The 23,365-nt window shown below is 38.7% G+C and carries 19 protein-coding genes; 6 read left to right on the top strand and 13 right to left on the bottom strand.

Features of this window, described 5'->3' with window-relative positions; genetic code table 11:
• Positions 1-3: 3 nt before the first annotated feature.
• From ACY2LT_RS05875 to ACY2LT_RS05830, 10 genes are all read right to left on the bottom strand, one after another.
• A complete protein-coding gene (locus tag ACY2LT_RS05875; RefSeq protein WP_491814464.1) occupies positions 4-936 on the bottom strand; it encodes a c-type cytochrome in 933 nt (310 codons plus the stop codon).
• 18 nt (positions 937-954) lie between these two features.
• Complete coding sequence (locus ACY2LT_RS05870; protein ID WP_491814463.1) at positions 955-2,199, bottom strand: quinol:cytochrome C oxidoreductase; 1,245 nt, start codon at positions 2,197-2,199, stop codon at positions 955-957.
• Positions 2,130-3,272, bottom strand: a complete 1,143-nt coding sequence (locus ACY2LT_RS05865; RefSeq protein ID WP_491814462.1) for a quinol:electron acceptor oxidoreductase subunit ActD — start codon at positions 3,270-3,272, stop codon at positions 2,130-2,132. The genes ACY2LT_RS05870 and ACY2LT_RS05865 overlap by 70 nt, the downstream gene beginning before the upstream one ends.
• On the bottom strand, positions 3,262-4,644 hold the full coding sequence (nrfD, locus tag ACY2LT_RS05860; RefSeq protein WP_491814461.1) for an NrfD/PsrC family molybdoenzyme membrane anchor subunit: 1,383 nt from the start codon (positions 4,642-4,644) through the stop codon (positions 3,262-3,264). Before nrfD ends, ACY2LT_RS05865 begins: the two co-directional genes overlap by 11 nt.
• Complete coding sequence (locus tag ACY2LT_RS05855; RefSeq protein ID WP_491814460.1) at positions 4,641-7,649, bottom strand: 4Fe-4S dicluster domain-containing protein; 3,009 nt, start codon at positions 7,647-7,649, stop codon at positions 4,641-4,643. Before ACY2LT_RS05855 ends, nrfD begins: the two co-directional genes overlap by 4 nt.
• Before the next feature lie 4 nt (positions 7,650-7,653).
• Positions 7,654-7,827: a hypothetical protein gene (locus ACY2LT_RS05850; protein ID WP_491814459.1), complete on the bottom strand. Its 174-nt coding sequence runs from the start codon at positions 7,825-7,827 to the stop codon at positions 7,654-7,656.
• Positions 7,828-7,836: 9 nt separating this feature from the next.
• Entirely contained in the window at positions 7,837-8,409 is a 573-nt protein-coding gene (locus ACY2LT_RS05845) for a cytochrome c3 family protein (RefSeq protein WP_491814458.1), read from the bottom strand.
• Between the two features lie 339 nt (positions 8,410-8,748).
• Positions 8,749-9,612, bottom strand: a complete 864-nt coding sequence (gene rfbD, locus ACY2LT_RS05840) for a dTDP-4-dehydrorhamnose reductase (protein WP_491814457.1) — start codon at positions 9,610-9,612, stop codon at positions 8,749-8,751.
• Positions 9,609-10,601, bottom strand: coding sequence for a dTDP-glucose 4,6-dehydratase (gene rfbB / locus ACY2LT_RS05835; protein ID WP_491814456.1), 993 nt, complete (start codon positions 10,599-10,601; stop codon positions 9,609-9,611). Before rfbB ends, rfbD begins: the two co-directional genes overlap by 4 nt.
• A 46-nt stretch (positions 10,602-10,647) precedes the next feature.
• Complete coding sequence (locus ACY2LT_RS05830; protein WP_491814455.1) at positions 10,648-11,370, bottom strand: SDR family NAD(P)-dependent oxidoreductase; 723 nt, start codon at positions 11,368-11,370, stop codon at positions 10,648-10,650.
• A 66-nt stretch (positions 11,371-11,436) separates the two neighbouring features.
• Between ACY2LT_RS05830 and ACY2LT_RS05825 the strand changes: the two genes are divergently transcribed.
• The 3 genes from ACY2LT_RS05825 to ACY2LT_RS05815 all read left to right on the top strand — a co-directional run bounded on the left by ACY2LT_RS05825 (position 11,437) and on the right by ACY2LT_RS05815 (position 15,891).
• Positions 11,437-12,714 carry a bifunctional folylpolyglutamate synthase/dihydrofolate synthase gene (locus tag ACY2LT_RS05825; protein ID WP_491814454.1) on the top strand — a complete coding sequence of 426 codons (1,278 nt, stop codon included), beginning with the start codon at positions 11,437-11,439 and terminating at the stop codon, positions 12,712-12,714.
• A 108-nt stretch (positions 12,715-12,822) separates the two neighbouring features.
• Positions 12,823-15,015 carry a sodium-translocating pyrophosphatase gene (locus ACY2LT_RS05820; RefSeq protein ID WP_491814453.1) on the top strand — a complete coding sequence of 731 codons (2,193 nt, stop codon included), beginning with the start codon at positions 12,823-12,825 and terminating at the stop codon, positions 15,013-15,015.
• Positions 15,016-15,891, top strand: a complete 876-nt coding sequence (locus ACY2LT_RS05815; protein WP_491814452.1) for a phosphoribosylaminoimidazolesuccinocarboxamide synthase — start codon at positions 15,016-15,018, stop codon at positions 15,889-15,891.
• Between the two features lie 59 nt (positions 15,892-15,950).
• Here the strand turns inward: ACY2LT_RS05815 and ACY2LT_RS05810 are convergent, their stop codons facing one another.
• The 3 genes from ACY2LT_RS05810 to ACY2LT_RS05800 form a co-directional block, all read right to left on the bottom strand.
• Positions 15,951-16,865: a L,D-transpeptidase gene (locus tag ACY2LT_RS05810; protein WP_491814451.1), complete on the bottom strand. Its 915-nt coding sequence runs from the start codon at positions 16,863-16,865 to the stop codon at positions 15,951-15,953.
• Between the two features lie 75 nt (positions 16,866-16,940).
• A complete protein-coding gene (gene asnB / locus ACY2LT_RS05805) occupies positions 16,941-18,863 on the bottom strand; it encodes an asparagine synthase (glutamine-hydrolyzing) (protein WP_491814449.1) in 1,923 nt (640 codons plus the stop codon).
• Positions 18,864-18,866: 3 nt separating this feature from the next.
• On the bottom strand, positions 18,867-19,610 hold the full coding sequence (locus tag ACY2LT_RS05800; protein ID WP_491814448.1) for a pyridoxine 5'-phosphate synthase: 744 nt from the start codon (positions 19,608-19,610) through the stop codon (positions 18,867-18,869).
• Positions 19,611-19,757: 147 nt separating this feature from the next.
• On the opposite strand from ACY2LT_RS05800, the gene uppP reads away from it, so the two are divergent.
• Genes uppP through ACY2LT_RS05785 form a run of 3 tightly spaced genes read left to right on the top strand, consistent with a single transcriptional unit; the run spans position 19,758 to position 23,365 of the window.
• Entirely contained in the window at positions 19,758-20,597 is an 840-nt protein-coding gene (gene uppP / locus ACY2LT_RS05795; protein ID WP_491814446.1) for an undecaprenyl-diphosphatase UppP, read from the top strand.
• 30 nt (positions 20,598-20,627) lie between these two features.
• Positions 20,628-22,955, top strand: coding sequence for a putative monovalent cation/H+ antiporter subunit A (locus ACY2LT_RS05790; protein WP_491814445.1), 2,328 nt, complete (start codon positions 20,628-20,630; stop codon positions 22,953-22,955).
• Positions 22,952-23,365 (top strand): Na+/H+ antiporter subunit B, encoded by a 414-nt coding sequence (locus ACY2LT_RS05785; protein WP_491814444.1) that lies wholly within the window; start codon positions 22,952-22,954, stop codon positions 23,363-23,365. The genes ACY2LT_RS05790 and ACY2LT_RS05785 overlap by 4 nt, the downstream gene beginning before the upstream one ends.

The raw sequence follows: 23,365 nt of genomic DNA, 5'->3' as shown, positions 1-23,365 counted from the left end.
AATTTATTTTATCACATCAGCAAGAAATGTTCGCAATTGTGTCGTCTCTTCTTCCGAAAGAAGATAAATTCCAGCTTTGAATCCATTATCCGGAAGTCCAATCGAAACATATTCTTTGAAATCGTTATTGCTTCGCCTCCATAAATCAGATTTTGAAAGGTAGTACGCTGCAACCTCCTCTTTGGTAATTGCTTTTGCTATACTTTCAATTTTATTTTGATTAATGCTAATAACCTTTCCATAAGCAATCGATTTATTCAAAAGTGGCAAATTCTCTTCGGCAATTATCTTTAAGGCTTTTTCAACGGGAATTTGATTCGGAAGAATGCGTCCATCTGCTAACTTATACTTAATGTTAAGTTGTTCAAGCTCATCAGGTGTATTTTCCGGATAATCTCCCATAAGCGAATGAATAAAATGAATGATAGCAAACCTGTCCGCAACCGGCATATACTCATATGCCGCCATCCCGGTTCCCGCAATTCCTTCTTCAAGAGTTTTGAACATATCAGCCAGTGTCAAGCCGTTAGTCCAGCCATCTTTTTGCAGGAAGTTCCTTGGTGCAGGAGCAAGCCCTGCTCCTGCAATTCCGTCGCCGCGTCCCTCGTTGCCGTGGCAAGACGCACAGCTTGCAAGATACAACTCCCGCCCTTTGGCAATCAGCTCTGCCGTCGGTTTAGCAATTTCTTTTACATTTACGCCTTCTATTCTTACAGCCATTCGAACAGGTAGTTCTGATTTCAACCGTGTGCTATCAATAATAGTTGGTTTTATCTTATTTTCATTTATGCTGTTTAAATTCGATACGTAAAATAATCCACCAACAACAATCAGGAACAAAAAATACGGATAAATAATTCCAAACCAGCGGATTGGAGTTTTCACTACATTCTTGAAATTTATTTCTTCCTCAATTTTTTTATTGTTAAGCTCCATATCTTCACCATTGAATAATTACAAATGGAAATTTATACTTTTGGGCAACTTTGGGTCGCCAATCGGCAATAAATTTTTGTTCTTAGCAAAATAGTAGAATAGAATCAGGATAGTTCCCAACGAAATCAGCACTGGATATATTTCCATCCAACCAAAAACAGCTCCGCCACTTGAATAAGTTGGCATCACAAGCCAATATAGATCATAAAAATGAGCAAACACAAGCCACCAGGCAATGAATTTCAACCTCTTTGGGTCGCTTTTGGCTGGTTGCGGAAGCAACACAGCATAAGGAACTATAAAATGTATTATTATTATTCCTATCGATACGACAGCCCAACTGCCTTCCCATCGGTGAAGATACCAGAATGTCTCTTCTGGCAGATTAGCATACCAAATCAGCAAGAATTGACTAAACGCAATATATGCCCAGAAATTAGTAAATGCAAATAGCAATGCCCCAAAATTATTATAATGGTCGCCTCCGATACCCTCGCCCAAATAACTATTCTCGTTTAAATATATCGCAAACAAAGTAACTACTGCAAGTGCTACCGAAAAAGTTCCCGCAAAATAATATACTCCGAAAATTGTCGAAAACCAGTGAGGTTCCAAACTCATCATCCAATCAACTGCCATAAAAGTCAAAACTATCGTAAAAATTGGCATAAACAGTGCCGAAATCCTAATCGTTACCTTTCTATAATTCCCGGTCGGAGAGCTATCCTGTCCGAAAGATCGCCCGGCAAGCAACCACCAGAAAATAAACATCAGCACAAACGCTACAGTGGAACGAATAGAAAAGAACATTTCGTTCAAGTATGGCATCTTGTTCTTTAATATTGGGTCTTTCAACACATCTTCAATATGAGTCCAGTGAAATAGGGTATGTAAATTAGCAAATAGCGGCAAAGAAAACACCGGAACTGCAAAAACCACTATCGCCAATATCTCCATTACTCTGCGAAACGGCACACTCCAATCGGCACCAACCAAATATTCTAATCCAATTAAGAAAAGACTCCCGAGCCCAACGCTCATCACAAACATTAGAAGAATTATTCCGTTGAAAGCAGCTCTCTCGTGGTCTATTACATATCCAAGCAAGGCAATGATTAATCCCAACAGGAACAGCAATACACCGGCTTTCAACATTATTGATGGTAGTTCTTTTTTCTGATAATTTATTGCTGTCATTTCAAGTCCTCCTCTTTTGCATTCATAGCTCTTTGTAAAGCACGCACATACAAAACTATTGACCATTTCTCTTCGTTAGTTAATTGTGATGAATATGATGGCATCGAGTTTTGTCCTTCGGTAATAACGTAAAAAATATGTCCATCGCCCCAATTACGCACTTTCTCGGAATGCAAGCTCGGAGGATTTGGGAACTGCCCGTTTAGTCGGGCGTCTCCAAGCCCGTGGTAACCGTGGCAGGGACTGCAATAAATATCGTATTTTTTCATTCCTTTTCGTAAGTTTTCCTCTGTCGGGATTAATGGATTAACAAGCTTTGCATCGGCAAGCTCAGATTGCCCGGAAAACTTAAATTGATTTGAGTTTCGCGACACTGTTCCCACTGGTGCAACTCGCATAGAAAAATTATCCTTGCCAAAAAATTCACTCTCCACCTGTGCATCTATGCGATGCTGTTCCATCATCCAATTGAATGGACGTGCGAACATCAGTTTATTCAATACAATGTATGTAGCTCCAGAAACCACCAATGCAGATACAACCAGAAAAGTTACGAACTTCCATTCAAAAATATTTACTTTGAAATTCAATGTTTCATTATCGTAATAAATTACCTCAACGTCTTTTGCACCAATTTTTTTCAGGAATTCAATTACTTCATTTTCGTTGAATTTATCGTCTTTTGCTTCTATGCAAATACCAAATTTATCAGAAGATACTTTTTTTATGTAGTCTGTATCGTGCAGCGGATGGCTGTTATTCGGAAACTTAAAGAGCAAAAATAACATTGCAAGCACTGTCCCCACCGATGCCAGAAGCACTGTAACTTCGAAAGTAACCGGAATAAAGGCGGGTATAGGAATAAAAGGCTTGCCACTAATTATCAAAGGATAATTGTTGCCCATCAGATAAGTCATCAGAGCAAAAGCTGCAAAAGCACCAGTTAATCCAAAAACAAGTGCAAAATAACCAAGTGGCGAGGCACCTAACCTCATAGCTTTGGGCATACCGTGAATTGGATAAGGTGTGTGCACGTCAAATCTCTCGAAACCGCTTGATTTCACTTGTTTTGCAGCAGAAATGATTTCATCGGGTGTGTCGAAAATTCCCGTAACTCCATATATTATCTTATTTTCCATTATGCCCTCCATTATGAGTGTGGTGTGGTTGTGCTCCATCAAGCACTGCCTTGACTTCCGCAATCGATATTACAGGCATTGCTTTAATAAATAGTAGAAGTAATGTAAAGAACAAACCAAAACTACCAATCAATATCCCAAAATCTACAAGTGTTGGCTTATAGTAAGCCCAACTCGACGGCATAAAGTCGTGTGCAAGCGATGTTACAATTATCACAAATCGTTCAAACCACATTCCTACATTTACCAATACAGCAATTACAAACATTATTGCTATATTTCTGCGTATTTTCTTAAACCAGAAAAGCTGTGGAAATATTACATTACAAGATACCATTATCCAGTACGCCCAGGCATAGGGACCAAATGCACGATTAACAAATACAAAACTTTCAAACTGACTTCCGCTATACCACGCTATGAAAAATTCCATTCCATAAGCATATCCGACCATTGTACCTGTCGCAAGCATAATTTTGTTCATCTTTTCAAGTGTATCAAGCGTTATAATATGTTCAAAGTTGAAGATTTTGCGAATTATTATCAATACATTCTGAACCATTGCAAATCCCGAAAATACCGCACCTGCAACGAAATACGGCGGGAAAATAGTCGTATGCCAACCGGGCATAATCGATACAGCAAAGTCGAAACTTACAATCGTATGCACCGAAAGCACAAGCGGTGTGGCAAATCCTGCGAGAATTAAATAAATCATCTCGTAATTATGCCAATGGCGGTTCGAAAAACGCCAACCCAAACTTAATATTGAGTAAACAATCTTCTTTATTCTGCTTTTAGCTCTATCCCGGAGTGTTGCAAAATCGGGAATTAAACCAATATACCAGAATACAAATGAAACTGTAAAATATGTTGATACTGCAAACACATCCCACAACAATGGTGATGTGAAATTCACCCATAGATGATGTTGATTTGGATATGGAAATAAATATCCCGCAAGCCAAGGTCTCCCAACGTGAATAAGAGGGAACAGAGCCGCTGTCATCACAGCAAAAATTGTCATTCCTTCTGCAAACCGAGCTATGCCGGTTCTCCATTTCTGTCTGAAAAGAAATAATATTGCCGAAATCAGCGTCCCGGCGTGCCCTATTCCTACCCAAAACACAAAGTTAATTATATCAAAAGCCCATCCGACTGGATTATTATTTCCCCAAAGCCCTATTCCATAGAAAAAAGTTGCTCCAATGCAAATAATACCGATAAGCAACATAGTGGAAGTAATGCCCAACGCTATAAAGTATTTAATATTCGGCGATTTATCAATTGGAGCAGAAATCTGTTCATCTATATCTACAAATGTTGGCTTACCTTCAATAACCGAAGGCTCTTTTATTACTTCTGTGCTCACGTTAAGTCCTCCGAATTTGTGTTCCTTAATTTAGCAAGGTAAGTAACATTGGGCTTTATCCCCAATACTTCAATTAGCTTATATCCAAGCTTGTTTTTCATTAATTTCGATATTTCTGAATTTGGGTCATTTACATTACCAAATACTATTGCATTTGCCGGACAAGCCTCTTGGCAAGCTGTGCGAACCTCCGAACCGGTGAATTTTTTGCCTTTCGATTTTGCATCTTGCCTTGCTTCTGCAATTCGCTGAACGCAAAATGTGCATTTTTCCATCACTCCGCGTGAGCGAACTGTAACCTCGGGGTTATGTAGCAATTCTAAACTGTCTTGCTCATAGTAGCCATCTGCATAGCGATGTCGAAAATCATAGAAATTGAAACGTCTGACTTTATACGGACAGTTGTTAGCACAATAGCGAGTCCCCACACATCTGTTATATGTCATTTGGTTCAGTCCATCTGTGCTATGGGTTGTTGCTACCACTGGGCAAACATTTTCGCACGGTGCCATATCGCAATGCTGACACATTACTGGCAAGTAACTAACAATTGGCTCTTCGTTTGTTCCGCTATAATACCTGTCTATTCTCATCCAGTGCATTTCTCGACCGTTACCGCATTCTTCCTTCCCAACTATAGGAATATTGTTTTCGACATTGCACGCAGCAACACAATTCGAGCATCCGACACAACGGCTCAGATCAATTGCCATTGCCCATTTGGCTTCAGGATAATTATGCGGTGGATTTACACTGTGTTTTTCTATTTCTTCTTTGTTCATTATTCTTTGATTCTGAATGAAATCCGGATTGCTCAAATACATTGCAACCGTCCCATCCTGAATTAATTGACGCTTCCGATGAAGATCCTTCAAATACTCATCTTCGAGCTTGTGAAATTCCTGCGTCCCAAACAACTTATATTTTTTCCCGGTTTTCTCGATTTTTGCACCAGACAAAACAACCGAAAGCGTTTTATCCATAAGTGGAATTGCATCAATCCCTACTCCTGAACCAATTGTTCCAGCCTCTTTCCGTCCATATCCAAGTTCAATGATAAGCGTATCTTCTGCAACGCCCGGTTGCAAAAGTATTGGTATTGTTATTTCCTTTTTGCCTAAAGAAATTTTAATTACTGAACTTTTGAAATCTTTGTAGTCCAAGCTATAGCGTTTTGCAGTGTTCGGTGAAATTGCAGCATAATTATCCCATACAATTTTCGAAACCGGATGGGGAATTTCCTGCAACCATCCATTCGACGCATATCTGCCGTCGCCAATTAGCGGACTCTTTTTCAAAACAATCGAAATTCCGCTGTCATTAATTGGATTTTCAGTTTGTCTCAAAATAATTAACTTTGGCTTTGCTATTGTTTTTTCGCTGCTACTCAACTGAATAAATCCATCGTGCAAAGCACTATACCAAAAACTTTCAAAATCCGGAACATTCAATTGTTTTGCAATTTCTGAATACCTGTTTTTCAGATATTGATGATACATATCGAAAGAATATTCTACATCTTTACCATTTATCCAGCTAAGCAATATCGCTTCTTTCTGACGGGTGTCAAATATTGGCTCTATTACTGGTTGTTGTAAATTTATTATATTTTTTTGCGACTGATAATCGCCCCAACTTTCGAACGGATGATTTATCGGAAGTGTGTAATTGCACAGTTTCGAAGTCTCATTTTCTTTTTCTGTTAATGAAATTTTAAGCTCAGTATTTTTTAGAGCACCTTGAAAATCAAAATCTGGCGGCAAATAATATGCTGGGTTTGTATCAGCAAAAATTACAGCACCAATCTCGCCTTGCTTCATTCTTGCAATTAAATTATCAATGCCGGCAGGTTCTAATATCTTGAAGAACTCGACGTAACTTGAATTATAGTCAAATAATTCATATGCCGAAAGTATATCGTTAATAAAATTTGCTATTATATGAATTTGCACCGGTAAATTATCGCCGACATAAATTATTGATTTACCCTGATTATTAAGTAAATCATTAAGTAATGCATTAATTTGCTTGTGATTTAATTTATTCTCATTAATTATTTTTTCAAGTGAATAATCTCCTATTGTAGTATGCCCAAATGGTGCTAATTTATCCACTAAATCATTGTAAATAGCAAGCAAAAGCGGGTAATACACACTCGGGCGAACCCTTAAATGATAATCTGCATTTGCTCCTACCAAAGACATACTCGCTTCAACTGCATAAATTCTGTTGAAATTTTCAGCTTTTTCACCACTTCTTCGTTTAGTGATTTCGTTTATTTGTTCAGCAGGAACTCCATCTGTTGCAAATAAATCGGCTTCGACTGCAACAATAATATTTGCTTTGCTCCAGTCAATAGCCGGATATTCATTGCTTTCATAACACGCAGTCCAGGCTAACCTTCTATTCCTATCGCTAAATAGTTCTATCGGATAAACATTTGCATTCGGATATTTACTCGCAAAATCTTCTAATAATTTTGCATAAGTGGGGGAATTGATTTTGCCCGTAATTACGGCAATTTCTTTTCCTTTTGCTGAAATATCCTGCAGCCTCAGCATAATTTCATTGTTTACAGTTTTCCATTCGGTTTTGTTACCATTTTTGAGAGGAAATTTCAATCGTTCCGGGTCGTATAAATCTAAAATGCTCGCTTCTGCTTGAATCGAGACTTTGCCTTTACTTACAGGATGAATATCATTACCAGTAATTCCAATTGGACGTCCTTCACGTGTTTTTATCAGAATTGGCGAGCCATCGCGATAAGTTGATGCGTAATAGTTTGCCTTTCCGTATGTTACATCCTGTGGTTTTTTATTGTAAGTGATAATTTTGCCTTTGTCGCGGTAGTCTTTGCAGGCAGTTGCTGTAACTGCCGTGGTCGCACCCATCAGGGCAAGAAAACGCCTCCGGCTTTCTGCAGACATTTTCTTCAGTTCAGGTGCGGTTTTTGATTTTCTACTAAATTCAGATTTATTCTTTAATAAGTTGAAAAAATTCTTCATTCGCTTATTCTCCTGTATTTCTTTTTATAGCATAGGAGTTGATTTTCACTTTCGTTCTTGGCTTTTTCGGGTTAGATACTTTTTTAACAATACTCTCAAAATTAATGCTGCTGATTAGAGGTAACGAAAACACACCAAGAGTGGCTTTCTTAATAAAATTTCGCTTATTCCCTTTCATAATTCCTCCTTATCTGTGGCAAGCGTTACAATGAACAGGACCACTTTTCATTTTCGGTGAATCTTTTGGAAGTCGGCTGTTGGGGTTTCTGTGGCATTCTATGCAGCTTCCCATCGTAAATGAGTTTACCTGCATAACAACATCCATATTCTCTACTGCTCCGTGGCAGGATTGGCAAGGAATACCCTTTGTTACGTGTGCCTGATGGCTGAAATAAGCATAATGCGGCACCTTGTGGATTCGCTTCCAGGGAATTGGCTTGTTCTGCTCATAATACCTTGTGAGCTTCACAATCTCGGGCTTATCCTTGCGAGCCACAGAGTGGCAATTCATACAAATGTTCGCTGCCGGGATGCTTGCGTGTCGCGATTTCTCCACGCTTGTGTGGCAATACCGACAATCAATTTGCATATTTCCTGCATGCAAACGATGCGAAAACGCAATAGGCTGTTCAGGTTCATATCCTATTCCGTCCCGCTCGGGTCTTGCCACATAATAAGTTACTGCAAATGCACCCAATATTACAAAGAGTGTTACCGGTAGACGAACTTTTAAAACGTAGTCAAGAAAAACTTTTTTCATTTGAACCTATATATTTATTGCGAACTTGTTTGTTTTTTCGGTATCTGCTTTCATAAAATAAGTTACAATTATCTTACTTTTTAATCAAGAAAAATTATTTCTCTCCGAAAAAAATCTTTGATTATCATTAGTTTATGATAATTTATAATCGTTACAACGGCTAATTTAAATTTTTATGGTAATAAAAATGGATTAATTTTTTTTAATAATATGGGTTCGGTGAATTTATTAGAAATCAGAAATTCACACAATGATATTAAAAAAAATGAAAATTATTTACGTTGCAATTAGATTATTTTTTCGCAAGAAAAAGCTTTAAAGTAGAATTATTATAGATGGCTATTCAAATTTTTTCTCAACCAGAAATTCCTCTAAATATTCGCTCCAGTGCCTCTTTTCCAAACTAAACAAATTGAAAAATAACGAACTGTCCATTGCCGAAAAATTGGGTCTTCGGGCAGGCAACTTGAAATATTCTGCTGAAACTGGCTTTAATTGAGCATCTTTTTTCAATTTATTCAACACAAATTTGGCATAATCATACCTCGATACATATCCATCCGGCACAAGGTGAAACAACCCATTTGCATTTAGTACTTCTAATACGTTTTTCGCCACAAAATATGTGCTTGTTGGCACAGAAATCTCGTCATTTGCAATCAATATTTCATTTCGTGTTTCAATCCATTGCAGCAATTTATATATAAAGTTCTGATGTCCTTCTCCGTATAGCCAACTCACCCGAAACACAAGATTTTTCGGTGAAATTTCTAAAAATATCTGTTCGCCTTTGAGCTTCGAAATCCCGTATTTATTCAACGGTGAAGTTTCATCTTGTTCTCTAAATGTAATGAATTGCTCACGCCCTCCAAATACATAATCTGTGCTAAAGTGGATAGCTTTGAATTTTAATTCGACACTCAGTGTCGCAATATTCTTCGGACCAGTGAAATTTACCTTCATCGCTGTTTCGAAATCGCTCTGAGCCTCATCAACGTTATTATAAGCGGCACAATTGATAAGAAAATCGGGCTTGTATTCTTTGCAAACCTTGCTTAATGCATCAATATTTGTAATGTCGAGCTTGTCAATATCTAACGCAATGTAATCAGCATTTGCTTTATCAAGCATTTTGCAAAATGCCCGAGCCAGTTGCCCTGCGCTGCCCGTGATTATAAATTTTGCCTTTGATATATTTTTCATTGTTTGTAAGCTAATTCCCAATATTTTCTTAATTGCTCAATTTTATTTAGTAGCCAATCAATATTGTTAAAATACCATTCAATTGTTCTTCTCAAACCTTCCTCAAAACCAACTTCTGCTTGCCATCCCAATTCTTGTTTGATTTTATCGCAGGAAAGCGAATAACGGAAATCGTGTCCGGGGCGGTCTTTCACAAATTCGATCAGTTCGTCAGATTTGCCCATTATGTCCAATATTTTCCTTACCACATCAATATTGCGCCGCTCTTCGGAACTGCCCACATTATAAATTTCTCCGATTTTTCCATTCTCGATAATTTTCAGCATTGCTCGGGCAGTGTCATCTACAAATAACCACTCGCGCACATTTTCTCCTTTTCCATAGACAGGTATTTTCTCATTATTATATGCTTTCAGAAATACCACCGGAATGAGCTTTTCCGGATACTGAAACATACCGTAATTGTTCGACGGGCGAACAGTAATTACCGGCAATTGATATGTCCGCAAATATGAACGTCCCAGCATATCGGCAGAAGTTTTGCTCACTGCATATGGAGAGTTCGGTCGTAGCGGGCTTGTCTCTTGGAAATGCCCTTCGCCGCCAAGTTCTCCATACACTTCGTCAGTAGTAATATTAATGAATTTTTCTGTATTATAACGCCGGGCAGCCTCCAACAAAACATAAGTTCCAATAACATTGCTTTCCAGAAAAGGCTTCCCGTCTAATATACTTCTATCAACGTGAGTTTCTGCGGCTGAATGTATTACTATTTGCGGTTTTTCCCGCTCAAATACGTCAAACACATCTTTCTGATTGCAAACATCTGCTTTATAGAATTTTATTCTGTCGTAAATGTGATTTATTCGAGCCAGGTCTCCCGCATAAGTAAGCTTATCCACAATTACAACTTCATATCCGGCATTCAGACAAAATTCCGCAACTCGCGAAAAAATAAATCCTGCTCCACCAGTAATTAATACCTTCATCTTTGAAAATTCTCCTATTTGCTAATGATTAATTGTTTTTGTCTTCTTATCCTAAATCTCCATAATGAGGTCGAATAATGAACTCTTCAGGCATAATGTCCTGCTCTATTGCAAGAGCAATGTTTGTTACTATCACTTGTGCAAGTGCTTCGGGTGCCATCATTCTATCACCGAATTGCTGGACAACTTTTGGCGACCATATCGGCGTTCTTGTTGCTCCCGGCAAAATATTAAGCACTTTAATGCCTTGATGTCTGTATTCTTTTCTGACTGTTTTCATTGTTTCCAGCAATGCTGCCTTTGTAGCTCCATAAAGTGATGAGCGGTGAAAACTTTCTACTGCTGCAACTGAAATGATATTTACAAACATTCCGAATTGTTTTTCAAGCATCTCCGGCAGAAAAGATTTTGAAATCAGTACCGGTGCTTTGAAATTAATATTTATCAGTTTGTCAATTTCTTCGCTCGAAAAATCTGCAAAGTTCTTGAAAATTCCTACGCCTGCGTTATTTATTATTATATCAGGTATTAATTTTTTTGATTTTAATCTATCAATTCCTTCAATTATCTCGCTTTCATTATTTAAATCAAATGCTTCGAACACAATTTTATCGCTTGCAATTTCATAATTTGAAAAACTATCCATTTTTGTTGCTGTAGCTATTATTCGGCAATCATATTTCGAAAGCTCGCCAACAAGGCTTTTCCCAATCCCTTTGCTCGCACCTGTAACTAATATTGTTTTCCCTTGCAAAGAATTATTAGACATAAAATCTCCAAAATAGTTATTAATATTGTAATTAATTATTTACGATTTTTTTATGTTTTTATTTGTATGAAAAGGACTGAAATGTTTGATACAAAAGAAAAAATACTTGAAAAATTATTCTCGCTCGAACGCAAAGGAATAAATCCCGGACTTGACAGAATTGCTTATCTACTCGAAAAATCTGGCAACCCACACAAAAAATTTCCATCAATTCATATTGCAGGAACAAACGGCAAAGGTTCAACGGCTTCGCTTATTGCCTCTGTTTTAGCAGAAGCAGGATACCGCACCGCGCTTTACACTTCACCACATATCAAACAATTCAATGAGCGGGTTCGGATAAACGGCAAAACAATTCCCGATGACGATTTAATTCAACTCGCAATAAAGTATATGGAAATAGGGAAGAGCGTAGATGCAACTTTTTTTGAAATTACTACTGCTATTGCCTTCGACTACTTTGCTCGCAACAACGTTGATATTGCGGTTATTGAAACTGGATTAGGAGGGCGTCTGGATGCAACTAATGTAATAATGCCGCTTCTAAGCATTATTACAAGTATTGCTATCGAACACACCGATTATTTAGGTAGCACCATCGAACAAATTGCCTTCGAAAAAGGAGGCATAATCAAGCAAAATACGCCCACGCTCTTAGGCAAATTACCTTCGAACGCTTATAAAGTGCTTGAGCAAATTTGTTTTGAACGAAATAGCCCGCTCATCCTGTCAGATTCTGCAATTGCCAATATTATCGGATTGAATTCTGATTACACAATGCAGTACCAAATAACTACTAATACCAACACTTACATAATCAATTCTCCGCTTTTTGGCAACCATCAGGCAATAAATCACTCACTGGCAATATTGGCAATAGAAAAGATAAATCAATATTTCAATGTCTCACAGCAAGCTATTTACAATGGAGTCAAAAATGTTGTGGAAAATACCGGTCTTTCAGGTCGCTTTCAGATTTTATCCCAATCTCCGGTTATTATTCTGGATACTGCACATAATCCTGCTGCCATAGAAAAGCTTGCGGAAACTTCACAATTGGTCTTCCCAAATGAAAAATTCAACATAGTCTTCGGTGCTATGTCTGATAAAGATGTGCATAAAATGCTGGAAATAATAAAGAATATTACAAATTTGCTGATTATTACTCAACCATCTACAAAGCGGGCAATGACTGCAAACTCCATCAGGCAAATAGCCGAAGCATTGGAAATTCCAAATACAGTAGTGCAAAATCCACAACAAGCCTTCGAATTTGCTAAATCAGTAAACGAACCTTTTATTGTCGTCGGCTCGTTCTATTTGCTTGCAGACATTAATTATTAATGTTTTTTTATTTTTTATTTACCTTATTTGTGATTATTTTTGAACAAAATTGCAAATATTTCTATGCATCACTAAACAATTAAAATTAACTAATTTAAGAGGTTTTTGATGGATTCACTACTATTTTTAATTCCTGCGACTGGTATAATTGCTTTGCTTTACACTTACATCAGGGCAAAATGGATTAGCAGTCAGGATCCCGGCAACGAAAGGATGCAGCGAATTGCTCGCTCCATTGCAGAAGGTGCTATGGCATTCATCAAAGCAGAATATCAGATGATTGCAATTTTTGTTGTCCTTGTTGCAATTCTGCTTACAATTCAGGGAGCAAGCACAGAAAACACTCACCCACTTGTTGGGCTTTCCTTCATCGTTGGCGCATTTTGCTCTGGGTTGGCTGGTTTTATCGGTATGCGAGTTGCAACAAAAGCAAATGTTCGCACTACCAATGCTGCTCGCACAGGGCTAAACAGTGCTTTGCGCGTTGCTTTCAACGGCGGCTCAGTTATGGGTATGGGCGTTGTAGGTCTTGGTGTTACTGGTTTGAGTATTCTTTTCCTTCTATACAACAACACTTTTGATGGGGCAAGTTCAAGCGAAGCTATATTGAAAGTTGTAAATGTTGTAACTGGCTTTTCTTTTGGTGCATCGTCAATTGCTCTTTTTGCAAGAGTAGGTGGCGGTATTTATACAAAAGCAGCAGATGTCGGTGCCGACCTTGTTGGAAAAGTCGAAGCCGGTATTCCGGAAGACCATCCGCTTAATCCGGCTACTATTGCCGACAACGTTGGCGACAACGTAGGCGACGTTGCCGGTATGGGAGCAGACTTATTCGAATCTTATGTAGGCTCAATTGTCGCTGCAATGGTTCTTGGGGCTTCATTCTTTGCAGTTCCTGAATTTCAAACTACTATGTTCAAAGGGCTTTCAGCTGTTGTTCTGCCTCTTTTCCTTGCAGGTGCTGGTATCCTTGTTTCTATTTTCGGAACATTTTTCGTAAAAGTTCGCGAAGGTGGCAATCCTCAGGCTGCACTTAATGTCGGAACAAGTATTGCTGCTGTGCTGATGATTGTTGTTTCCTACTTGATTATTCACTGGATTCTCCCCGAACAATGGCTCTACGAAGACCCACTTTATAATCAAGTGTTTACCATTACTTCTCTCGGTGTTTTCCTCGCTACTATTGTTGGGCTGCTCGCGGGCGTTGGTATTGGCTTCATCACTGAATATTACACTGGTTTAGGCAAACCACCTGTTCGCAAAATTGCTATGCAGTCTTTAACCGGACACGCCACCAACATTATCGCTGGAATTGGAACAGGTATGCTTTCAACTGCAATTCCTGTAATTCTTATTGCTATCGCAATTATTGGTTCGTTCTATTATGCTGGTCTTTATGGCATTGCTATTGCTGCTGTTGGTATGCTTGCAACAACTGGTATTCAGCTCGCAGTTGATGCCTATGGTCCTATTGCCGACAATTCTGGCGGTATTGCTGAAATGAGCGAACTCGAGAAAGAAGTACGTTCACGCACTGATAAACTTGATGCTGTCGGCAATTCAACTGCTGCTATCGGTAAAGGCTTCGCAATTGGTTCCGCTGCTCTTACTGCATTGGGACTTTTCGGTGCATTTATGACTGCTGCTCATATTAAATCAATAGATATTTCCAAAGCTAATGTAATGGCTGGATTATTTATCGGTGGAGTGCTTCCGTTCGTTTTCAGTGCTTTATCTATGGGAGCAGTTGGACGCGCTGCTATGAGTATGGTAAAAGAAGTTCGTCGCCAGTTCACTGAAATCCCTTCTATGGTTAAAGCTCTTGATTTAATGAAAAAATATGGAGACAAAGATAAAAAAGATTGGAGCAAAGAAGATTTGGATGCTTTGCACCAAGCACAGGATGCTGCCGAATACACAAAATGCGTTGCTATTTCCACTAAAGCTGCTATCCGTGAAATGATTGCTCCGGGTCTTCTTGCTGTTATTGTTCCTCTATTTGTTGGATTTGCCTTTGGTGCGGAAACATTAGGCGGTTTGCTTGCTGGCGTTACTGTTGTCGGTGTTCTGCTTGCTGTTTTTCAGGCTAACGCTGGTGGTGCTTGGGACAATGCTAAAAAAATGTTCGAAGAAGGTGTCGAAATCGATGGCAAGCGATACTACAAAGGTTCAGACCCACACAAAGCTGCCGTTACCGGAGACACAGTTGGCGATCCTTTCAAAGATACTTCTGGTCCATCGCTCAATATCCTTATTAAGTTGATGGCTGTAGTTTCTCTTGTTATTGCAGGAATGCTCTAAATGAACGTTTTCCAAACAAACTTTCAGGATATTCCACTCATTCGCCGGGGTAAAGTCCGTGATGTCTATGACCTCGGCGAATGCCTTTTGTTCGTTGCAACTGACCGCATCTCTGCTTTTGATGTTATTATGCAGGAACCTATCCCAGGCAAAGGTATTATACTTAACAAAATTTCTGAATTCTGGTTCAGAAATACTAAGCATATCATCGATAATCATTTCATTTCATCCAATGTTGATGATTATCCCGATGTTTGCAAAAAATACAGACAGGTTTTGGATGGTCGTTCGATGATTGTAAAAAAATGCTCCCCTCTTCCTGTCGAATGTATTGTCCGTGGCTATATCGCAGGAAGTGGCTGGAAAGAATATCTGAAATCCCAAACTATCTGCGGTATTCCTCTTCCGGCAGGTCTTAAAGAATTCGAGCAACTCCCCGAACCTGTTTTTACTCCTTCCACCAAAGCAGAAGCCGGACACGACGAAAATATTTCTCCCGAAATGGCTAAGCATATTCTTGGAGATAGCGTCTTCAGTATCATTGAGCAAGCTTCAATCAATTTATATAAATTTGCCGCAAACTACCTTTCCGGGCGTGGAATCATCCTTGCCGATACAAAATTCGAATTTGGGATGATCGATGGCAAAATTATTCTTATCGACGAAGCTCTCACTCCGGATTCGTCTCGCTTCTGGCTGAAGGAAAGCTACGCTCCCGGTGTTCCTCAAACAAACTTTGATAAGCAAATTCTTCGTGATTGGCTTGAAAGCACCAACTGGAACAAACAGCCACCTCCGCCGCCACTGCCTCCCGAAATTATTAGCGGCACTTTAGAAAAATACCAAATGGCTCTCGAAATGATAATCAAATCCTAAAATAAAAATCCCCGGCTCTACGCTGGGGATTTTTGCAATATTAAAATATTTTGTGATTTTTACTTTTTATCACTATTCTCTGAACTCTCTTCTTTTTGCTTATTTTTTTGCACAAATAATGTTTCGTTTCTTCTTAATTTGTCTTTTTCAGCAATATAAAGCGGAACATCTCCGATTGGTACTTCCTGAATAATAGACACTTTTGCAAAATCACCTTCCGATATTTTCAATTGTCTCAATTTTGTTGCACCATCGATAAATACACGTGTTTTATTTTTTGTATGGGCTTTCCCTTGATATAAATTGTCGAGCCGATTGCTTAAAAACCTTCTGATACTTGCATCATCATTCAACAATATTGCAGAATGTGATTTGGCATAATCATCAAAATCAGCGAAAGCAAATATTCTTGCTGGTTCAGATTTATAAACCATTACAGGTGTGCCTACTCGCACCTTTTCGTATAAATCTTTGCCGTCTTCGCGGCTTATTCTCACACACCCGTGCGAAGACGACCTCACACCTAAATGATGATAATAACCATTTCCTGCAAGCCCGTGAAAACCAATATTGCCATTAAAGCCAACCCACCAGAATAGCTCAGCGTTATTAAATTGCTTCGAAATTGCTTTTGGAGATTTCGATTGAACTGTAAAAACTCCTGTCGTTGTTTCAATTCCCTGCGAAATAAACGGATTGCCAGAGCTGATTTTATACTCAAAACTATTCCCGTTTCTTTGCACTAATTTTGCTGTCTGTGTTTTCAAACAAATTTCTATATATTCATCGCCCAGAACGTAGATTGTATCTTTAACGGGAGAAAAAAGTAGTGGAATAGGATGACGCTTGCCTAATTCTTCTTCGTCTGGTAATGCAATCTCCGGAATTTTATTAGCTTTATCCTGAGTAAAGCCAATAAACAAAATCGCTGCCAATATCAATGGCAATATTATATTTTTCGTTTTCTTAATCATAACTACCCATTCCAAAATTACCAACTTTGGTCGAAATTCAAAAGTATTTTTATTTGTGCAAGAAATATGCCACAATTAAAAAAACTTTTTCCACCAAAGTGATAACATCAGAAGTGCGAAAATTTGTTTCGAGTTGTTAGCTTTATATGAATGATGTTCTGCAATAAGCTTTTCGATGTATTTCTCATCGAAAATTCTATTTTGAACAAAATGGGAGTTAATAATTTCATTTTTGGCATACTTGTGCCATTCCTTCCGGAGCCATTCTTCTACGGGGGCGGCAAATCCTTGCTTCCGTCTGTAAATAATATCTTTTGGCAAAATGCTTTCAACTGCTTTTTTCAATATGTATTTAGTTGTTTTTCCGTCTGGCATCTTTCGATTTGCTTTGAGTGCAGTAGAAAATTCCACAATTCTATGGTCTAAAAACGGGACCCGTGCCTCGATACTATGCGACATTGTAACTTTATCGACCCGCATAAGCAGAAGCTCAGCAAGCCGTTGTGTAAGTTCCAGATATGCCATCCGCTGATAATAATCTGCATCTGGCGAAAGTTCAAGAGCTTGTTTATGCAAATATTCAGCATATTCGGCAGGCTTCGACACTAATTGTTCAAAGTTTGGTGCAAATAGTCTTTGCAAATGGCACGTAGAAAAAATTGGCATACCGCTCCAGTAAAATTGCTCACCATAAGCAGCGCGTCGGATATAATCAAGTGCCAAAATTTTTCCTGTTGCACTCAATATAGGCTTGGCAGCATAATACGCAGATTTTCTGATTGTTTCAGGTAGTTTAATGTAATGCTTCCAGTATTTTTCATACACATTGTAGTGCTGAACAATCCACGGATATCCTGCAAATTGTTCGTCGCTTCCTTCGCCGACTTGCACCACAATTGTGCCACTCCGACGGGTTAGTTGCGACAGAAAATACAACGGAATGCACACAGGGTCTGCATTTGGTTCGTCTTCACGATAAGCAAGCTTTTCCAGTATTCCTATCGCATCATTTTCATCAATTAATATTTCGCGATGGTTCGTCTTGAAAATTTCGGCAATTTTTCTTGCATATTGCAGTTCATTATACTTTTCGAGTTGTCGAAAGCCAACAGTGAACGTATCTACCGTACGGTTCATCAGCTCTGCCATCAAAGCAACATTTACGCTCGAATCAATCCCACCACTAAGAAATACTCCGAACGGCACATCGCTCATCATCCGTGCTTCAATTGACCGCCGCAATAATTCAAGTAATTGCTTTTGGATTTCTTCGTCGCTTAGTTGCTCTAATTCAATTTCCTTTTCCTTGTTGAATGGGCTCCAATACCTCTGTAATTTAATTTCACCATCTTTATTGATTACTAAAAAGTGTCCGGCAGGTATTTTGTATATATTTTTAAATAAAGTGCCACGGTTGGAAGATAGTCCATAATTTAAATAATTAGGCAGTTCATCATAATTAAATTCTTTCTCTGCAAGTGGATGAGCAAGAATTGATTTGATTTCCGAAGCAAAAAGAAATATTCCGTTCTTTATGTAAAAATATAACGGCTTTATTCCGATTCTGTCGCGAGCTAAAAACAGTTCCTGCCTTTCTTTGTCATAAATTGCAATTGCCCACATCCCAAGCATTTTTTGCAAAATATCTTTTCCCCGGCTCACATACCCATACAGAATCGTTTCCGTGTCAGTTTTGGAACGGTAATTGAAACCTAATTGAATTAATTCTTTGCGTATTTCAAGATGATTATATATTTCGCCATTAAACACAATCGAGAAATTCCCATCAGCAGTTTGCATTGGCTGATTGCCGTTTGCAGAAAGATCCACTATTGCCAGTCGGCGAAAGGTCATCCCGCACAATCTGTCCTCAGAAATATAAGTGCCGTCCGAATCAGGACCCCGCTCAACTATACAATCAGACATTTGTTTTAAAATTTCTTGACTTATAGCGTTTTGCTGTCCGGAGTAATTGAATATTCCTGCTATTCCACACATATACTAAATATCTATGTTTCTGTGTAATGTAGAATTGTTTATAAGCTCAATCATTTCTTTTACTGCCCGTTCAATTCCAACAAGTGCAGCACGAGAAATAATCGAATGCCCTATGCTTAACTCCTCAATTTCGTAAATGTAACAAATGTGCTTTGTATTGTAATAGTTAAGCCCGTGACCAGCAGCCACTTTCAATTCAAGATTGCCGGCAAAAGCAGCAGCATTAATAATTCTGTTTAATTCGAATTTGAAACGTTCGGGAGTTTTTGCATTGGCATAGGTTCCTGTGTGTAGCTCGACCATATCCGCACCAACTTCCTTGGCAGCAGTGATTTGCTTTTCTTCAGGTTCCACAAACAAACTTACTTCTATTCCACGCTCGTGCATTCTCTCGCAAAGCGATATAAGCTTTTCTCTCTGCGAAACAACATCCAAACCGCCTTCGGTTGTGAGCTCTTGGCGTTTTTCGGGAACAATCGTAACTAATTCCGGACGTGTTTGCAATGCAATTTGTATTATCTCTTCGTTTGCTGCCATTTCAAGGTCTAATTTCGTCTGAACAACTTCCCGCAGAAGTCTCAGGTCTCTATCGTTTATATGGCGACGGTCTTCCCGCAGATGACATACTATTCCGCTTGCTCCTGCCAACTCTGCCAACGATGCTGCAAAAACAGGATCAGGTTCATTCCCACCACGTGCGTTTCGTATTGTTGCAATATGGTCGATATTTACATTTAGCCGAATCATCTATTTAACTCCCAAAAAAACAAAATAATTTACAAAAATAAGAAAAAAATACTAATCACTTTTCCAAATTTCAATAATTCTTTTTAATTTGTTTTTTTAAGTGCATTATGTTTCAATAATATTATTGTTTAACTATAAGTTTTCATAATGAATTTACTCGTTGCTATTGTCTTAGGATTAATACAGGGTCTTACTGAATTCATCCCCATTAGTTCTACAGCTCATCTAACAATTTTCGGCGAACTTTTCGGAACTATCGACCACTCCCACCCCGAGCAATGGACTGCTTTTATTGCAATTATCCAGCTCGGCACTCTTTTTTCTGTTCTCTGGTATTTTCGCTGCGAAATTTATGAAATTCCAACTGCATTCCTTCGGGAAAACCTAGGGAAAAACCGGCTTGCTTTCTCTCGTCAAAGTCTTAATAGCCGACTCGGTTGGTTTGTTATCATCGGCAGCTTGCCAATAATGACAATTGGGCTTGCCTTGAAGAAGATTATCGAAGGTGATTTTACTAAAAGTCTCACAGTTATTGCTATAAGTCTTATCGTTCTTGCTTTGATTTTGCTTCTTGCCGAGAAAATTGCGAAACTTCGCAAATCAGAAAAAGACCTGACCTTTTGGGATGCTCTCGTGGTGGGACTTGCTCAATGTGTGGCACTTATTCCTGGTTCGTCTCGTTCGGGCACAACAATTACTGCTGGTCTGTTTCTGGGGATGAATCGCGCAACGGCTGCAAGATTTTCTTTTTTGCTTAGCATTCCTGCAATTTTTGCAAGCGGTGTGCTTCAGTTTTATCAGGCATTATCTTTTGTTTCTGCTGGCGAATGGTTCAACATCCTTGTAGCAACTCTTGTTTCGGCTATTAGCGGATATTTTGCCATCGATTTTCTTATTAAATATTTAAAAAAGCATTCTACTTATATTTTTATTTTCTATAGAATAATAATTGGAATTGCAATTTTAATTTTTATTTATGCTAAATAACAAATAACATAAATATTTTGGAGTAATTTGATGTTCCTTGCTGTATTATCAGGATTTATTGTTGCCTGCATAGTGCCGCTGATTTTCAGGTTAAATAGGAAAGTTGCAGGAGCACTGCTCTCGGTTTTGCCACTTTCGCTATTTATCTACTATTTGCAATTTATTCCCAATGTGTTGGCAGGCGAAAAAATCTATGCTTCTTTCTACTGGATTCCATTTCTGAAAATCAATCTGAATTTCCTGATTGACGGGCTAAATCTTATCTTTGCCCTTATTATCAGTGGGATTGGTTTTGTGGTCTATCTTTACGCTTCTGCTTATTTAGCAAAAAGCGAAAAAATTGTCCCATTCTATGTTTACATTAGCATTTTTATGGCTTCAATGCTTGGTGTTGTTACTTGTGATAACACACTTGCTCTTTTTGTTTTTTGGGAACTTACCTCTATCAGCTCATTTTTACTGATTGGATTTAATCACGAACAGGAACGTTCGCGCTATGCTGCCTTGCAGTCCTTGCTTGTTACTGCTGGTGGTGGATTGGCACTTCTTGCCAGTGTTATTATGCTCGGGCAAATTACCGGCACTTACGAAATTTCGCAGATGTACGCTTCCCATAGCAACATAATCAGCAACTTACTTTATCCTTCGATTTTAATACTTTTTTTGATTGGCACATTTACAAAATCGGCTCAGTTTCCATTCCATTTCTGGTTGCCTAATGCAATGGAGGCTCCAACTCCTGTGAGTGCTTATTTGCACTCTGCTACAATGGTCAAAGCCGGCGTTTTCCTTATGATTAAGTTTTTGCCAATTCTTGGTGGAACTGATTTATGGATGTGGCTTCTTGGTGGGTTCGGAGGCTGGACAATGCTTATGGCATCGACGATGGCACTGAAGCAAACAGATTTAAAACGTCTGCTTGCATATTCTACTGTCTCTGTGCTTGGCACTTTAACTATGCTTATCGGACTTGGTGGCGAGAAAGCCGTTTCTGCAATGATAGTTTATCTGTTCGCTCATTCTCTCTACAAAGGTGCCCTGTTCCTCACTGCTGGAATTATCGACCACGAAACCGGCACCCGCGATATTCGTAATATCGGCGGACTTCGCAAATATTTGCCTATTACCACTTTAATCGGAGTTTTAGCTGCTCTCTCTGGTATGGGAATTATTCCTTTTATTGGTTTTATCGGCAAAGAAATGCTTTACGAAGCAACTTTGCAGTCCGGCGTTTACAGTTCTTTGTTTATTACAATTACAGTGATTTCTGCTATAAATATTTTTGCAGTTATGGCATATAGCGGTATTTTGCCATTTTTCGGAGAATTTAAATCTCCTTCCGAACACGTTGCCGAAGCTCCGTTCCAAATGACAAGTGGACCCGTTGCTCTTGCTCTGTTGGGTTTGGTGTTCGGTATTTTTGCAAGCTCCACCGTTGATGGAATTACTAACAAAGCTTTACAATCAATTTTTCCGTTGGCTTCGCATCATCTCGCACTTTTCCACGGGTTTAATTTGCCTTTGCAGCTAAGCTTGCTCACGATTGTTATCGGGCTTGTGTTCGTAGCTAAACGTAATTCGATTGTTTCCTTTATTGTGAAAATCAGAATTCCGGAATACTTCTTCCCATCCAAATGGTATGATTATATCTTTAATGGAACATTAAGCTTTGCTGAAATACAAACAAAATTCTTGCAAAATGGGCATCTTCGCTATTATATATTTACTATTTTAGCATTGTTTATTTTATTAGTTGGTGGCTCATTTTTCGGTTTCAATACTTCCGAAAGTATTCTGAATGCCATTGCTATTTCTATCGAAAGAAGCTTAAATGGTATTGATATTTACGACATCTCTATGCTCATAACTGTTCTTATTGCAAGTGTTTTTGCTCTCCTTTCACAAGGACGGCTTTCAGCGATTGCGTCTATGGGCATTGTTGGAGCACTGATTTCTTTGATTTACATTATCTACGGTGCCCCGGACTTAGCAATGACCCAGCTCTCTATCGAAACACTTTCTGTTATTCTGTTTGTTCTTGTATTATATAAATTGCCTCGATTTTTCACTCATTCAAAACTTAAAACAAGAATTCGCGATTTAGTAATTGCTTTGGCATTCGGTTCATTGTTTTCTATGATAATTATTTTTGTAAGTGCTTATGGCAAATACGATAACAGTCTTAGCGAATATTTTGCTCAAACAAGCTACTTAATCGGACACGGCAAAAACATAGTAAATGTGATACTTGTTGATTTCCGTGGATTTGATACTATGGGCGAAATCACTGTGCTTTCAATTGCGGCTGTTGGCGTCTATTCATTACTCCGTCTAAGAAAACAAGGAGAAGAGCAATGAGGTCGATTATCCTTAAAACTATGACAATGTATTTGCTGCCATTGCTTCTGATTTTTTCTGTATTTCTGCTCTTTCGCGGGCATAATCATCCGGGCGGTGGCTTCGTTGGAGGACTTGTTGCTTCTGCGGCTTACTCGCTTTACCTGCTTGGCTTTGGTATCGACAAAGTAAGAACTATTTTTCGTGTTCAGCCAATTAAAGTTTTGGCTTTTGGATTGTTCCTTGCCGCAAGTAGTGTTGTTTTCCCGATCTTTTTTGGCAAACCATTGATGACAGGTGTTTGGTACGAACATAAATTGCCGATTGTCGGGAGCTTAGGAACGCCAACAGTGTTCGATACCGGTGTTTATTTCACCGTGTTAGGAGTTACTCTCAACATTATTTTCACTTTGTTCGAAGATAAGGAGTAA

This window comes from Eximiradius proteiniborus, from assembly GCF_058546985.1.
The sequence above is the reverse complement of the archived record's forward strand: the minus strand, read 5'-3'. Positions and strand labels throughout refer to the sequence as shown.